Origin of the sequence: Streptomyces sp. NPDC001852, assembly GCF_042891825.1 — a bacterium.
GTDB lineage: Bacteria > Actinomycetota > Actinomycetes > Streptomycetales > Streptomycetaceae > Streptomyces.
This window is the reverse complement of the sequence record NZ_JBIATN010000019.1, coordinates 39,120-53,732: the sequence shown is the minus strand read 5'-3', so window position 1 is coordinate 53,732 and position 14,613 is coordinate 39,120. Positions and strand designations below refer to the sequence as shown.

Below are 14,613 nucleotides of genomic sequence, written 5' to 3'. Positions count from 1 at the left end.
TGCTCGCCGGGGGGATGGGCCGGGCACCGTCGAAGCGGGGCGTGCGACGCACGGTGGCCCTACTCGGGCATACGACGCAGGACATGGATGAATCTTCTGAAACCAGATGAAGTCCGGTGAAAGAGGTCGACGCCTTGTATCGAGGTCCCCGGGCCGGGGCGTCCGAAACCGGGAATCGCCGCGGATTTCCGGTCGGGGTGAAGTCGGGCCGTCTCCCATCGAGTTGCCGGGACGGCAGGCCCGCCGGACGTGTCGTCCGTACCCGGGGACCGTCGGGCAGGCACCCGGCCGCCCGCACCCGCCACCTTAGGCTCTGCCCCCGGTCCCCGCAGTCCGAAAACGCCCGGTCACGGGCGCACGGGCGGCCGCCAGGGGTCCGCGGGCGGCCGGCTCCGGCGCACGGGGGACCGTCACGTCCGAGCCGTGACGCGCAGGCTCTCCAGCAACGGGTCCGCCGCGTCGGCGATGAGGAAGCCGTGCGCCACTCCGCTGCGCAGGTAGTCCAGCACCTCATGGGTGATCAGCTCGCCGGGCGCCACGACGGGCACGCCGGGCGGATAGGGGCTGATCATCTCGGCGGAGATCCGGCCCACGGCCCGCTCGGCGGGCACTTGTTCGGCGGGCCCGAAGAACGCCTCGCGCGGCAGGACCACCTGGTCCAGTTCGAGCGCCCGGGGCTCGGGCAGCCGGACGGCGGGCCGCCGATCGAGCGAGCCGGCGTTCTCCACCAGGGAGCGCATGGCGTCCAGCAGGGCCTTCTCCGTCTCGTCGTCGTCGGCATGGGTGACGGAGGCACTGATCCGGCAGGTGTCCGAGCCACCCACGTCGACGTGCCGGTACGCCCGCAGCCATTCGGCCGCCTGCATGCCGCTGATGCCGAGGTCCCGGACGTCCATGACGATCTTCATCGGGTCGAACTCGGCCGCCAGGCCCTCCTCGATCACCTCGCCCCCCCCCATGATCCGCAGTCCCGGCAGTTCCCGCAGTTCCGCCCGGATGCGCCAGGCGCGGTGGACGGCCGCCTCCAGCATCTCCCGGCCCCGCTCGGCCATCTGCCGCCGCCAGCCGTCCAGGGCGCCGTACACCAGACAGGAGGCGCTGGTGGTGCCGAGCAGGTCCTCGCGCTGCTTGAGCACCTCGGGCGCCACCCGGTCGTGCTGGAGGTGGAAGACCGAGCTCTGCTCGATGGCGCCGCCCATCTTGTGCACGCTGGTGACGACCAGGTCGGCGTCGGCGTCCATGCCCCAGGCCGGGAGGTCGGGGTGGAAGGGCAGATGGGCGCCCCAGGCCTCGTCCACGATGAGGGGTACGTCGTAGGCGTGGCAGGCGTCGGCGACGCCGCGGACGTCGGCGCAGGTGCCCCACTCGGTGGGGGTGATCAGCAGCATGCCCTTGGCGTCGGGGTGCTCGCTCAGCCGGTCGCGGACGTCGTCGGGCTCGGGCGGATGGGCCATGTGCCGCTCGGTGTCGAACTTCGGGTGGACCCAGATCGGCTCCACGCCGTTGATGATCACCGCCGCGATGACCGACTTGTGCGCGTTGCGCGACAGCAGCAGTTTCTCGCCCGGGCCGGCGACCGAGCACATCGCGGTCTTCACCGACAGGGAGCTGCCGCAGGTGGAGAAGAAGGCGCGCTCGGCGCCGACCGCGTCGGCCATCAGCTCCTGCGCCTCCTCCAGCACGCCCTGGGACTCCCGGCGGTCGTCCAGGCCGTTGAGGATCAGCACGTCCGAGCGGAAGACGTCGATGCCGAGGACCTCGGCGACCCGGGGATCGGTGCCGCGGCCCTGTTTGTGCCCGGGTGGCCCGAACACCACGTCGCCGCGGCGCCGGAACTGCTCCAGGGCTTCGAGTACGGGTGCGCGCGAGTGATCCATGAGTGTCCTCTTCCCTGCGGGCAGGCGGAGGGTGCGGCTTCGTCCACACGGGCCGCACCGTCCGTGTTGCACTCGCCGCGCACTCGAAACCCCGGCGCGCCTCGCATCGGGGACGGGTCACCGAGCGGACACTTGGTTCAGGGCTTGAATCAAAGGCGCAGACCGTGTCCGCGCGCCAGGACGCGATGGGGGTCGTAGCGCCGTTTGGCGGCGGCGAAGGCCGGCCCGCGGCCGCCGTAGTGGTCCCGCCAGTCGGCCTCGGACATGGGCAGGGCGTTGACGGGATAGGCGACGGCGCCCCGGGAACGGGCCAGTTCGTACGCGGCACGGTTGGCGGCCACCATCGCCGCGACCGTCTCCGGGCTGCCGGGCGGCGCCGTGCGCAACAGGGCGAACAGGTACAGGACTTCGCCGGCGGGGCGGCTGAAGAGAGGGGCCCGCAGCCGGCCGGAGAGCAGGGGGTACAGCAGGACGAGGCCGGTGTCGCGCAGGTCCCGGAAGGCGGGGTCGGCAAGCACTGCGCCGACGACATGCTCGGCGCTGTCGTGCGGGAGCAGCAGATTGAGCCATGGGTGCGGATACACCCACTCCCCCGTCTCCCGCAGGACCTCCTCGTCGGTGTCCACGCGGTGGACGAACTCGTCGTATCCCAGGTCCTCCGTCTCCCGTGCGGCGGGATCGTGCCCGAGTCCGTCGAGGAGGGCGGCGTCGTCGGGCGGGCAGGAGCCGTCGTGCGGGGCCACGGCCTCGATCATGTACCGCCAGCCGTGCTCACCGTCCGGCCGGGCCTGCCCCTCCAGATAGCGGAAGCGCTGCTCCTCGGCGAGCCGCCGCTGGTCGGCGAGGTAGGGGGTGAGGCCGGCGTAGTACAGGCAGTAGCGGCGGATCCGGGTGGGGGCCGGGGCCAGGCGCAGCGTGGCGGACACGATGACGGCGCACTGACCGAGTCCGGCGAGCACGGCGTGGAACAGCTCGGCGTCCCGGCCGGGTGAGCAGACCCGGTGCTCCCCGGCCCCGGTCACCACCTCCAGCTCCAGGACCTGGTCCGCGACCAGGCCGTGCCGGTGGCCGGCGCCGCCGAGTCCGCCCGCCGACAGGACACCGCCGACACCCGCGCCGAGGTAGTCGGTGAGGACCGGCGGGGTGCGGCCGTGCGGCAGGGTGGCGGCCAGCACCTCCCGCCACGACGCGCCTGCCTGTACGGTCACCTGGTCGTCCGCCACGGGACCGACCCGGTTCAGCCCCCGCATGTCCAGTACGATCCCGCCGCCGGCCTGCCCCTGGCCGTACATCGAGTGGCCGCCGCCGCGCACGCTCACCGGGATGCCCCGGGGTCCGGCGAACTCCAGCAGGTCCCTGATCCCGGCGACGGACGGTGGGCGCAGGACCGCCAGCGGCGGGGCCGACACGATGTGCCCGAAGTCCTGTGCGGCCTCGCGCAGGGTCTCCGGCCGGGTGTCCAGGGCCTGTTCGAAGCGGGTGGCGAGGTCGGCGGCCAAGGTCATGCGGGCATCACACCAGACGAGCCGCGGCCGAGTCGACAAGCACGCCGATTCGCCCCGCTTTTCAGGCCCTTGACGGGTGACTCCCTTCGGCCTGTGGGCTAACTCCCCTCGCCCCTCTGGTTCTTGATGAGGTTGATGAGGGCCGCGTGGGTCTCCGCGTCGGCCGCCGCGACGAGTCCGCCCGCTCCGCTGAGCACGGGCTCGCCGTCCAGGCCGCTCACCGTGCAGCCGGCCGCCCGGCACAGGGCGATCCCCGCCGCGAAGTGCACGCTGTCGCGCAGGTCGCCGTCGGTGACATAGGCGGCCCGGCGTCCGGCGGCCACCCAGGCCACCGCGAGGGTGCTGGAGATGACCCGGGGCCGGAACCGCTCGGCGAAGCCCGGGTCCGCGAGGAGGCGGACCGCCTGGAAGCCGGGGGCGTTGGGGAACGACGGGTCGAGGTTGACGTCGACGAGCGCGGACCCGGCCCAGGGCGTCAGCCGCTCGTCGTGGCCGTCCCTGTGGACCCAGGCCGCCTCTGCGTCGGTCCAGAACACCTCGCCGCTGAACGGGTCGGCGGTGGCGGCGGCCGTGACGTCGGCTCCTTCCCGCAGGGCGACGTTCACGCCGACGAGCATGTTCCGCACCGCGTAGTTGAGGGTGCCGCACAGCGGGTCGACGAGCCAGCGGCGGTGGGCGTCGACGGCGCCGGAGCGTCCGCTTTCCTCGCCGGTCACGGCTTCGTCGGGGCGGGCGGCGCGCAGTACGTCCAGGATGGCCCGCTCGGCGGCGAGGTCCGCCTCGGTCGCGAAGTCGCCGGCGGACTTGTCGTGGCGTTCGAGCCGGCTGCCGTAGAGGTCACGGACCACGGCTGCGCCCGCCTGGGCCGCGCGCACGGCCAGTTGGGCGTCGGAATCCCCGTTGATGATCGACATGGGCGCAGGATAACCACGGGGCAAGTCCGCGGACACGGGCCAGGGGCGGGCCCGCGCGGCCGGGAGCGCCCGCGCGGGCCGGGACCGGGTTCGGTCAGCGGCGCGTGTATCCGGTCGCGCCGAGGGACAGCGTCTGTTCCGCGGCGGAGCGCCCCGCGCCGACGGAACTTCCGCTGCGGTCCGTCCAGGTGCGCATCGGCGTGGTCTCGGCGAGCCGGCCGGAGGTGCCGGAGAGGCCGAGCACGAGTCCGCTGTAACGGTTGACCAGACGATAGGTGCCGCCGGAGGCGTTCGGGATCACGAACCACTGCTGGCCGATCCTGGGCCGCCCGGCCCGTGCCGCCGTGACGGTGGGCCTGGCGCCCCAGGCGCGGCCCGCGGTGGAGGAGGAGTCGACGCCGAGCAGCCGGCCGCTCGCTGCGTTGGTGACGGTGAAGGCGCCGTCGCCGGTCGGGGTGAAGACCCAGACGTCGCGGCCGGATCCGCTGGGCCGCGCCAGCGAGGTGGTGCCGGTGCCGCCGGCCGCCTGGGCGAGGAACCGGCCCGTGCCGCTCGCGATGCGGTAGCCGCGGCTCGTGTCCATCGGCGCGGCCGCGGGCGCGGAGGAGTCCACGGTGATGTCGACGTACTCGCCGGAGGCGTCGTGCGCGCAGCCGAAGGCGCAGTAGGAGCGGAAGGACCTGCCGACGATCGTGGAGCTGGTGCGGTTCGCGCTGTCGAGGAACCAGCGGTACCAGGAGGCGTTGGTGTAGCTGCCGGTGTCCCCGATCAGGCGCCACTTCTGGGTCGCGAGGTCGTCGGTGGCGTAGAGGTACTGCGGTGAGTTCCCGCTCTGGTCGACGGCCTGCGGTTCGCCGATGTACAGCCCGAGATGGGCGTCGTAGGCGATGTTCATGACGAACAGCGGCGAGGTCGACGGCATGCGGCCCGCCGCGATCTGCTGGGCGGCGGTGCCGGTGTTGGCCGGGTCGTACTCGGCGGGGGCGGGGGTGTAGCCGGTGGGGTGATCGGCGTCCACGGGGACGATGTTGCTCTCCTTGCCGCCGGTGCCGGGCTGCGACCAGGCGCCGTCGTACCACTTGCGCCAGGAGCCGGGTGCCATCTTGGCGGAGATCGGGGCGCGGGCCACGTGCTCGTAGAAGGCCTTCCAGCCGCCGCTCTTGTCGATGATCCGGGAGCCGTAATAGACGTAGAAGTATCCGGAGGCGGTGTCGACGAAGAGGCGCTGGTCGCCGTCGCCGTAGGAGTACGTCTGGTTCGGGAAGGCCGTCGTGTCCCCGCGTTCGGTGCTGTACGGAGACGTGAGCACATGGTCCTCGATGGTCCAGGTGCGGCCCCGGTCGGTGGAGACGGCGTAGTCGATGGCGTCGTAGTGCAGGCCGTCGCCGAAGGGTTGCGGGGTGAACTCGTTGTGCACCAGGCCGTACCAGTCGCCGGTGTCGGGGTCGACCCACACCCCGGACAGGTCGCAGTAGTTCTTCTGGGCGTAGCCGGAGCCGCTCGGCGCGTACGTCGCCTCCCGCCCGGTGGGGCTGTTGTTGCAGCGCCAGGTGGTGTCGTCGTTGCGGTCGGCGGGGTTGGCCGGGTTCACCGCCTTGCTCAGGGCCTTGTCGAAGATCGCGCTGTCGAAGTCCGTGCCGGTGTAGAAGTCCCAGGTGCGCGGGTCCTTGGCGCCGTACAGGGCGGCGGACTGCTGGTAGTGGAAGGTGCCGTCCCGGTCGAGGTAGGGACTGGCGGGGGTGTCCGTGGGGTGGGTGAAGGGCACCGGGGTCCCCACGGTCACGGTGTAGCCCGCGTCGGCGGGTGTGGCGGCCGGTGCCGGGGACGCCGTGCCACCGCCCAGGACCAGGGCGGCGGTCGCGGCCGCCGCGCCGCCTGCTCTGCTCAAGAGTCGCAACTGTGCTCCTTGGTGCCGAAGGTTCCGAAGGGCCGGTCGCAACGGAACGATCCGGCCCGGCGGTTCCCCCGGCCATGGACTCCAGTGCTCCACCTCTTGCACTTTCGCGCACCCGCCCCCACCGGCGCCCCCGGTCAGACCTCCTCGGACGCACCCGCCCCCACCGGTGCCCCCCGGTCAGGCCTCCTCGGGCGCGGCCGCCGACAGCCGGCTGTCCCAGGCGAGTTGACGCACCAGTGCCTCGTCCGGCTCGGCAGGACGGGCCACGACGGGACCCGGGCGGGACGGGTTCCGGCCGCCGCGGGAGATACCGCCGCTGACGGTGATGTTGTGCTCCACCCGTGGGCGCCGGTGCCGCTCGTAGGCGGCGAACGCGGCCGGTGCGCCGGGCAGGTCGCGCAGCGCCTTGGCGAGCACGACGGCGTCCTCCAGGGCCATCGAGGCTCCCTGGCCGGTCGCCGGGGAGGCCGCGTGGGCCGCGTCGCCGATGAGCAGGACGCGCCCCCGGTGCCAGACCGCGCCGAGCGGCATCTCGGTGGCGTTGGTGACCATGACGGTCCCCTGGGAGGCGGCGACGATGTCCGCGGCGGGTGTGGCGTCCTTGCGCAGCAGTGGCAGCAGTTCCTCGCGCCAGGGGGCGCGGTGCGCGGAGCCGCCGACGGGGAGGGGGTCCGTGCTCACGCGGGCGAACCAGTACGTCTGCCCGGCGGGCGACACCGCGTGCCCGAACGTGGTCTCGCTGCCCCGGACGAAGGTGATGACGCCGGTGCCGTCCGCGCCGGCGGCGGGGCCGGTGTAGCCGTAGCAGATCCGCTGGCCCGCGTACACGGGCCGGACAGCCGGGGTGAGGAGCCGGCGGACGGTGGAGTTCAGCCCGTCGGCGCCGACCAGGAGGCCCCCGTGGGCGGACGTGCCGTCGGCGAACCGGGCGGTGACGCCGTGCGGGCCGTCCGTGACGGCGACCAGACGGGCGCCGTGGCGCAGGCGGATGCCGCGCCGGGCCGCCTCCTCCTGCAGGGCCGCGTTCAGCTCGCCGCGGCGCAGGCACCGGTACTGCAGCCCGGGCTCGGCGACCTCGCCGAGCGGTGCGTGGGTCAGCTCGGTGCCGTCGCTGTCGAGCAGCCGCTGCGAAGTCAGCGGAAAACCGACGGCCGTGACGGCGTCCGCGGCGTCGAGCTGGGCCAGGGCGCGCATTCCGTTGCTCGCCAGGGTCAGGAACGCTCCGATGTCCTCGGCCGTGTCGGGGTGCGCCTCGTAGACGGTGACCTCGTGTCCGGCCTTGTGCAGGCCGAGCGCGGCCGCGGTCCCCGCGATTCCGCCGCCGATCACCAGTACCCTCGTCGGGTCCGTCCTGCTCAAGTGCCGCTCCTCGCGCCGACAGTGGTGATGACCATCTAAGGGCAGGGGCGGGCGAGATGGTGGGCCGGTGGCCGGGATCAGGACAGGATCCGGGCGGGTGCCGAGGGGTGCGGGCGAGGTGACCGACGCAGGGGGCGCGTGGCGGTGTCCGCGCACCGTGCCGGCGGACGGGGACCCGCCGGACCCCGGCCCGTGCGCGGCCCGCGCCCGGCGCGCCTCCGGCTGCCCCGCGAGCCGCTCCCGGGAGTCACACCAGCTGACGCTGTGCACACAGGCGCCCCCCTGAATGACGGGTTCCTTTCGGGAAAGTGGGTACTTCCCGGCCATGCGGGTGAGCGTGCTGGACGCGGGGTCGAACACGGTCCGTTTGGTGATCGCGGATGCGGAGGGGGGTGTTCCGCTGCCGGTGCACACCGTCAAGTGGAAGCTGCGCCTGTCCGAACACGTCGGTCCGGACGGCACCATCGCCGAGGAGGCGGTGGAGGAGTTGGTGAAGGCGGTGGCCGCGGCGGGGGCCACGGCCCGGAGATGGCATGCGTCGGGGCCGCTGGCCTTCGCGACCGCGGTGGTGCGCGCCGCCCCGAACCGGCAGGACGTACTGCGCCGGGTCGCGGCCGGGACCGGGATCCGCATGTGCACCCTGCCGGGTGAGACCGAGGCCGAGCTGACCTTCCTGGCGGCCCGGCGCTGGCTGGGCTGGCACGCCGGCCCACTCGCGGTGCTCGACATCGGCGGCGGCTCCCTGGAGGTGGCCTTCGGGCGGGGCCGGCTGCCCGACTTCGCCGCGTCCCTGCCGCTCGGCGCCCGGCGCCTCACCCAGGAGTACCTCGAGGTCCAGGACCCGCCGGGGCCCGAGGAGCTGAAGGAACTGCGCCGCCGGATCCGCCATGAGCTGCGGGACGTGGCCTCGCGGATCCGCTGGGAACGGCCGCGCACCGCCGCGGTCAGCTCCCGTACCTTCCAGCAGCTGGGCCGGCTGTGCGGGGCGGCGCCCGGGCGCCACGGCCCGTTCGTGCAGCGGGAGATGCGCTGCCGGGATCTGCGCGAGGCGGTCCGCACCCTCGCCGCGCGGCCCACGGCCGAGCGGGCCGAGCTGCCCGGGATCTCCGCGCCGCGCTCCGGGCAGAGCCTGGCCGGAGCGGTGGTCGGGCACACGGCGCTCAAGCTCATGGGGTTGCGCGGGGCCGTCGTCTCCCCCTGGGCGATCCGCGAGGGCGTGCTGCTGCGCTACATCGAGGACGGCGCGGACTGGTGGACGGACGTCACCGGCGCCGCCGACACCACCTCACCCGCTTCGGCGACACCCCTGCGCATCGCCGGCCCACGGGCCTGATCGGCCGCCCCTTTCGCAGAATGTAGCGATCATGACAAATGCGGGGTAGTCATGCCCGTATGCCTTTACGCCGATCACGACCGGGAATGACGGGAACCACACGCCTCGCCGCGCTCGTCGCCGCGGCGGTACTGCTCCTGGCGAGCTGCGGCAGCGGCGGGACGTCGCACTCCGCCGACGGACGGCAACAGCTGACCGTGGCGGCGCTGCCGCTCACCGACTCCGCCGCCCTCTATCTGGCCCGGGACCGCGGGCTGTTCGCCAAGGAGGGCCTGGACGTGCGCATCCAGCCCGTGCAGCAGAGCATCCAGGCGCTGCCCGCGCTGCTGAAGGGCCAGGTGGACGTGATCGCGAGCGCGAACTACGTCACCTACTTCCAGGCGTACGCGAAGGGCACCCTGGATCTGCGCATCCTCGCCGAGGGCGTCCGGATCGCCCCGCACATGATGGACGTCCTCGTGCCCAGGGACTCCGCGCTCAGGTCGCCCGCCGACCTCGCGGGCCGGAAGGTCGCCGTCGCCGTCCTCAACAACATCCAGTCCCTGACCCTGAACGCGATCCTGGACGCCCGAGGCGCCGGCCGGCCCGTCTACCGGCAGATCCTGTTCCCGCAGATGGGCCCGGCCCTGCAGCGGGGCCAGGTGGACGCCGCCCACGTGGTCGAGCCCTTCGACACCGCCGTCCAGGGCGAGTTGGGGGCGCGCGTGCTGCTGGACGGCGGGTCCGGACCCGCGCGGGGCCTGCCCGCCAGCGGGTACATCACCACGGCCGACTTCGTGAAGAAGAACCCGAAGGCCGCGGCGGGCTTCCGGCGCGCCGTCGAGGCGGCCTCCAAACTCGCCGCCGAGGATCCCGGAGCGGTCCGCACGGAGCTGCCCAAGTACGCCAAAGTGACCGCTGACCAGGCCAGGTCGATCCATCTGCCCGCCTATCCGGCGACCGCCGACCCGGCCGCGCTGCGCCGCCTCATCACGCTGATGCGCACGCAGGGAGTGTTGAAGAAGGACGTCGATCCGGCACCCCTGCTGGTGAAGTGACGCGGCCGGGATGACACGACGTCAGGAACTGCTGCTCGGCCTGCTCGGCGCGGCCGGCGCCTTCGGAATCTGCGAGGTGGTCGCCCGGGCCGGGATCGTACGGCGCAGCTATCTGCCGCCCGCCTCCGAAGTCCTCGCCCGCGCCGCCCGGTTGGCGGGTGACCCCGGCTTTCTCGACGGGATCGGGGTGACCCTGCGGGCGTGGGCGCTGGGCCTGGGGCTCGCCTGCGTGATCGCCGTACCGCTGGGCCTGCTGCTGGGCGCGGTGCCGGTGGTGGAGGCCGCCGTACGCGCGGTGATCGAGTTGCTGCGGCCCCTGCCGTCCGTCGCGCTCATCCCGCTGGTGTCCCTGCTGCTCGGGTCGGGCACCCGGACGGAGGTGACGCTGATCGCGTACGCCTCGCTCTGGCCGGTGCTGTTCAACACCGTCTACGGGCTGGGCGAGACCGATCCGCTGGCCAAGGACACCCTGCGCGCCTTCGGGTTCGGGCGGCTCGCGGTGCTGCTGCGGGTGGAGTTGCCGGCCACCGCGCCGTTCATCGCCGCCGGCGTGCGGATCTCGGCCGCGGTCGCCCTGATCCTGGCCGTCGCGACGGAGATCCTCTCCGGCTTCGGCCAGGGCCTGGGCATCTTCATCGCCCAGGCCCAGACGGAGACGGACGGCACGCGGGACGTGCTGGCCGGGGTGGTGTGGGCGGGCGCCCTCGGGCTGGTGATCAACGGCCTCCTGGTCGGCGCGGAGCGGCGGTTGTTCGCGTGGGCCCAGGAACCCGGCCCGGAGGCGGGGACGTCGCAGCGGAGTCGGCCATGACCGAGACCCCGGGCGGCGCACGGCCCGCCCCGGCATCCGGCCCGCCCCGGGCCACCGCCGTCCCCTTCCTGCTGCGCTGGTCGGTGCTCCTCGTCGCCGTCACCTGCTGGGAACTGGCCGCCCGTGCCCGGGGCAGCGTGTACTTCCCGCCGCCGCTGCAAATCGCCCGGCACACCCGCGACCTGTGGTTCTCGGGGCCGGCCGGCCATCTGTTCCTCACCCCGGCCGCCGTCGACACCATCCTGCCGAGCCTGGGCCGGATGGCGGCCGGGTTCACGCTCGCCGCCGTCGCCGGGATCACGCTCGGGATCACGGTGGGCCGCTCGCGGCGGGCGTACGCGCTGTGCAACCCGGTGCTGCAGTTCGCACGGGCCGTGCCGCCGCCCGCGCTGGTGCCGGTGTTCGTCGTCGTCTTCGACTTCGGTACGCCCATGCAGGTGGCGTCGATCGTGTTCAGCGCCGTATGGCCGGTGCTGGTCAACTCGGCCGAGGGTGCCCGGGCCACCGACCCGCTGCGGCTCGAGGTGGCGGCCGTGCTGCGGCTGACGGCGCCCGAACGGCTGTGGTTCCTGGTCCTGCCCTCGGCGCTGCCCCGGATCTTCGCGGGGCTGCGGCTCAGCCTCTCGCTGTGCCTGATCCTGATGGTGTTCTCGGAGCTGCTGCCGGGCAGTGACAACGGGATCGGCTTCACGCTCACCGACGCCCTGACCCGCTCCGACCTGCTCACGGTGTGGTCGGCGCTGATGCTGCTCGGCGCGCTCGGGTATCTCCTCAACACCGGTCTGCTGGCGGTCGAGAAGCGGCTCGTCGGCCCCGGATCGTCCGCAGGGAGGACGGCATGACGACGGCCACGGTGCGTGAGGCGGTCGTACGGTTTCTGCGCGACACCGGCATGACCACGGTCTTCGGCAATCCGGGCTCCACGGAACTGCGGATGTTCCGCGACTGGCCGGACGACTTCACCTATGTGCTGGGCCTGCAGGAGTCCGTCGCCGTCGGCATGGCGGCCGGGCACGCGCTCGGTACCCGGCGGGCCGCCTTCGTCAGCCTGCACTCGGCGGGCGGAGTGGGGCACGCGCTCGGTGCCGTCTTCAACGCCTACCGCGACCGGGTCCCGCTGGTGATCGTCGCGGGTCAACAGGCGCGCTCCCTGATCCAGTTGCGGCCGTTCCTCGGCGCCGACGAGCCGGCCCTGTTCCCGCGCCCGTACGTGAAGTCGGCCCGCCAGCCGGAACGCGCGGAGGACGTGCCGGCGGTGCTCGCCGAGGCGTACCGGATCGCGATGTCGCATCCACGCGGCCCGGTGTTCGTGTCGGTGCCCGAGGACGACTGGGACCGGCCCGCCGAGCCCGTGACACCCCGCACGGTGCACTCGGGGTTCACGGCCGCCCCGGACGCCCTCGACGCGCTCGCCGCCCGGCTGGCGGCCTGCGCGCGCCCGGCGCTCGTGGTCGGGCCGGGCGTGGACGACGAGGACGCGCTGGAACAGGTCCGGACACTGGCCGAGCGGATCCGGGCCGGGGTGTGGATCAGCCCGCTCTCCGGACGCTCCGGCTTCCCCGAGTCGCATCCGCTGTTCCAGGGGTTCCTGCCGCCCGTCGCCCGTCAACTGGCCGCGCGCCTCGCGCCGTACGACGTGGTGGTCGCCCTCGGCACGCCGGTGTTCACCTATCACGTGGCGGACGGCGGCCCGCCGCTCGCGCCCGGCACCGAGCTGTTCCACCTGGACCGCGACCCCGGCCAGGCCGCCTGGCTGCCCACCGGCACCAGCGTCGTCACCACCCTGCGGCCCGCCCTGGAACGGCTCGCCGGGCTGCTGAAGGAGCCCGACCGCGCCCCGCCACCACCGCGGCCGGCCCCCGTCCCGGCCCCCGTCGATGGGCACCAGGGGCACATCACCCCCGAGCTGTTCTTCGACCTGCTCCGCGCCCGGCTGCCGCGCCACCGGGTCCTCGTCGAGGAGGCACCGAGCCACCGCGACACGCTGCACGCGCGCGTGCCCGTCGAGTCGGGCGGCGGGTTCCTCACCACGGGCAGCGGGGCGCTCGGCTGGGGCCTGCCCCTCGCGGTGGGCCGGGCCCTCGCCGACCGGCGCCGGGTGGTGTGCGTCGTCGGCGACGGCTCGGCGCTGTACTCGGTGCAGGCGCTGTGGAGCGCGGCCCGGCACGCGGCCCCGGTCACCTACGTCCTGCTGGACAACGGCGGTTACGCGGCCGTGCGGGCGCTGGGCCGCCGGATCGGCATCGCGCCCGTCCCCGGCACGGACATCACGGGCATCGACTTCGCCGGCCTCGCGGAGTCCTTCGGCTGCCCGGCGGCTCGTGCCGAACACGCCGACGAGCTGCCGGCAGCGCTGGACCACGCCATGGGCCGGGGCGACGGCTCGGGACCCTTCCTGCTGCACCTGCGGGTCGCCGGCAGCGCAGGCACCCTGTACGAACCCTGGGCCGGGTGAGGGATGCTGCGCCTCGACTCCGTCAGCCGGCACTTCGGCGACACCCGCGTCCTGGACGGCATCACCCTGACCGTGCCGGACGGCCAGCTCCTCAGCGTGGTCGGCCCCTCCGGGTGCGGCAAGTCCACGCTGCTGCGCACCATCGCCGGGCTGCTGCCCGCGCAGGAGGGCACCGTCACGGTCGACGGGACAGCGGTGAGCGGCGTACCGGAGCGGCTCGCGGTCGTCTTCCAGGAGTACGGCCGCTCGCTGCTGCCCTGGCTCACCGTCCGCGACAACGTGGCCCTGCCACTGCGCCGCCGGGGCCTGTCCCGCGCCGCCCGCCGCGCCGAGGCCGAGACGATCCTCGAACGGGTCGGGCTGCACGGGGCCGCCCGGCGCCGTCCCCGGGAGCTGTCCGGCGGGATGCAGCAGCGCGTCGCCATCGCCCGCGCCCTGGTCTGCCGACCCTCCCTGCTGCTCATGGACGAGCCGTTCGGCTCGCTGGACGCGGGCACCCGGGAGGACCTGGAGGACCTGCTGCTGGAGGTCCACCGGACGAACGACACGACCATCGTGTTCGTCACCCACGACATCGACGAGAGCGTGTACGTCGGTGACCGCGTCGTCGTCCTCTCCCCCGGCCCCGGCTCCCGCGTCGTCCGAGACCTGCCGGTCGACCTGCCCGGCGAACGCGACCAGCTCACCACCCGGAGCCTGCCCGGGTTCGTGAAGCTGCGCACGGAGGTCGGGCGGGCCGTGCGCGGCGGCGGGTGAGGCATCCTGGGAGGCGTACCAGGAGGCCGGGAGGTGGCTCGGGATGCGGTGGTGGGTCGGTGGATGCGCGGTCGCCGCGGTCGTCGTTCTGGCGGGGTGCGGGGCATCGGCGGGTCGCGGGGCGGGAGCGGGTACCGGAGCGCCGGGGAGCGGGTCGGCGCGGCCCGCGCCTTCGGTACGGCCGTCGCAGTCGCCGGGCGGCTCGGGGGCGCCGGGCGGCTCACCCTCCCCGGGCGGCACCGCGTCCTCCGGCGGGGCGGCTCCGCCCTCCTCCGGTCGCCCGGCGTCCTGCCCGGCCGGGCACGCTGAGGTCTCCGTGGCCCCCGGAGACCCGGTCCGGCGCCGGGTGTGTGTGCGTCCCGGGACGGAGGTGGCCCTCATCCTGCGCCCGCGCCTGGACGACAAGCGGTGGACGGGCGTGCTGAGTTCGGCGCCGGCGCTCGTGGTGGCGTCCGGCTGGCGGGTGGACGGGGACGGCACCGCGCACGCCACCCTGCGCTGCGCGGGCACCCGGGGCGGTACGGCTCAGGTCACCGCGGCGGCCAGGGCACCGGATGTGGCCGGCGCCGCGCGCCCGGTCTTCACGCTCGACCTGGACGTGGTGCCGTACACGCGGGAGGGGTGACCCCCGAAGGCCCGGGAGTCACCCCTCCTGATCAGCGCTGATCA

12 protein-coding genes are annotated in these 14,613 nt (G+C 73.9%); 7 read left to right on the top strand and 5 right to left on the bottom strand.

The features are described 5' to 3' along the window. Nucleotides 1-410: 410 nt before the first annotated feature. From ACFYZB_RS29285 to ACFYZB_RS29265, 5 genes are all read right to left on the bottom strand, one after another. Complete coding sequence (locus ACFYZB_RS29285; RefSeq protein ID WP_388763760.1) at nucleotides 411-1,877, bottom strand: aminotransferase class I/II-fold pyridoxal phosphate-dependent enzyme; 1,467 nt, start codon at nucleotides 1,875-1,877, stop codon at nucleotides 411-413. A gap of 149 nt (nucleotides 1,878-2,026) precedes the next feature. Beyond that, entirely contained in the window at nucleotides 2,027-3,382 is a 1,356-nt protein-coding gene (locus ACFYZB_RS29280; RefSeq protein ID WP_388763758.1) for an FAD-binding protein, read from the bottom strand. A gap of 98 nt (nucleotides 3,383-3,480) precedes the next feature. Continuing rightward, nucleotides 3,481-4,296: an inositol monophosphatase family protein gene (locus ACFYZB_RS29275; RefSeq protein WP_388763757.1), complete on the bottom strand. Its 816-nt coding sequence runs from the start codon at nucleotides 4,294-4,296 to the stop codon at nucleotides 3,481-3,483. A gap of 94 nt (nucleotides 4,297-4,390) precedes the next feature. After that, entirely contained in the window at nucleotides 4,391-6,184 is a 1,794-nt protein-coding gene (locus ACFYZB_RS29270) for an RICIN domain-containing protein (RefSeq protein WP_388763755.1), read from the bottom strand. A gap of 186 nt (nucleotides 6,185-6,370) precedes the next feature. Next, nucleotides 6,371-7,879, bottom strand: a complete 1,509-nt coding sequence (locus ACFYZB_RS29265; RefSeq protein WP_388763754.1) for an FAD-dependent oxidoreductase — start codon at nucleotides 7,877-7,879, stop codon at nucleotides 6,371-6,373. On the opposite strand from ACFYZB_RS29265, the gene ACFYZB_RS29260 reads away from it, so the two are divergent. From ACFYZB_RS29260 to ACFYZB_RS29230, 7 genes are all read left to right on the top strand, one after another. Further along, nucleotides 7,878-8,885 carry a Ppx/GppA family phosphatase gene (locus ACFYZB_RS29260; protein WP_388763752.1) on the top strand — a complete coding sequence of 336 codons (1,008 nt, stop codon included), beginning with the start codon at nucleotides 7,878-7,880 and terminating at the stop codon, nucleotides 8,883-8,885. The two genes, ACFYZB_RS29265 and ACFYZB_RS29260, sit on opposite strands and share 2 nt — an antisense overlap. An 86-nt stretch (nucleotides 8,886-8,971) precedes the next feature. Further along, nucleotides 8,972-9,922, top strand: a complete 951-nt coding sequence (locus tag ACFYZB_RS29255) for an ABC transporter substrate-binding protein (RefSeq protein ID WP_388763750.1) — start codon at nucleotides 8,972-8,974, stop codon at nucleotides 9,920-9,922. Between the two features lie 10 nt (nucleotides 9,923-9,932). After that, entirely contained in the window at nucleotides 9,933-10,733 is an 801-nt protein-coding gene (locus tag ACFYZB_RS29250) for an ABC transporter permease (protein ID WP_388763749.1), read from the top strand. Continuing rightward, on the top strand, nucleotides 10,730-11,575 hold the full coding sequence (locus ACFYZB_RS29245) for an ABC transporter permease (RefSeq protein WP_388763747.1): 846 nt from the start codon (nucleotides 10,730-10,732) through the stop codon (nucleotides 11,573-11,575). The genes ACFYZB_RS29250 and ACFYZB_RS29245 overlap by 4 nt, the downstream gene beginning before the upstream one ends. Continuing rightward, a complete protein-coding gene (mdlC, locus tag ACFYZB_RS29240; protein WP_388763745.1) occupies nucleotides 11,572-13,188 on the top strand; it encodes a benzoylformate decarboxylase in 1,617 nt (538 codons plus the stop codon). The genes ACFYZB_RS29245 and mdlC overlap by 4 nt, the downstream gene beginning before the upstream one ends. Nucleotides 13,189-13,191: 3 nt before the next feature. After that, nucleotides 13,192-13,944: an ABC transporter ATP-binding protein gene (locus tag ACFYZB_RS29235; protein ID WP_388763743.1), complete on the top strand. Its 753-nt coding sequence runs from the start codon at nucleotides 13,192-13,194 to the stop codon at nucleotides 13,942-13,944. A 316-nt stretch (nucleotides 13,945-14,260) separates the two neighbouring features. Beyond that, nucleotides 14,261-14,569 carry an acetyl-CoA synthetase gene (locus tag ACFYZB_RS29230; protein ID WP_388763742.1) on the top strand — a complete coding sequence of 103 codons (309 nt, stop codon included), beginning with the start codon at nucleotides 14,261-14,263 and terminating at the stop codon, nucleotides 14,567-14,569. The last annotated feature ends 44 nt before the right edge of the window (nucleotides 14,570-14,613 follow it).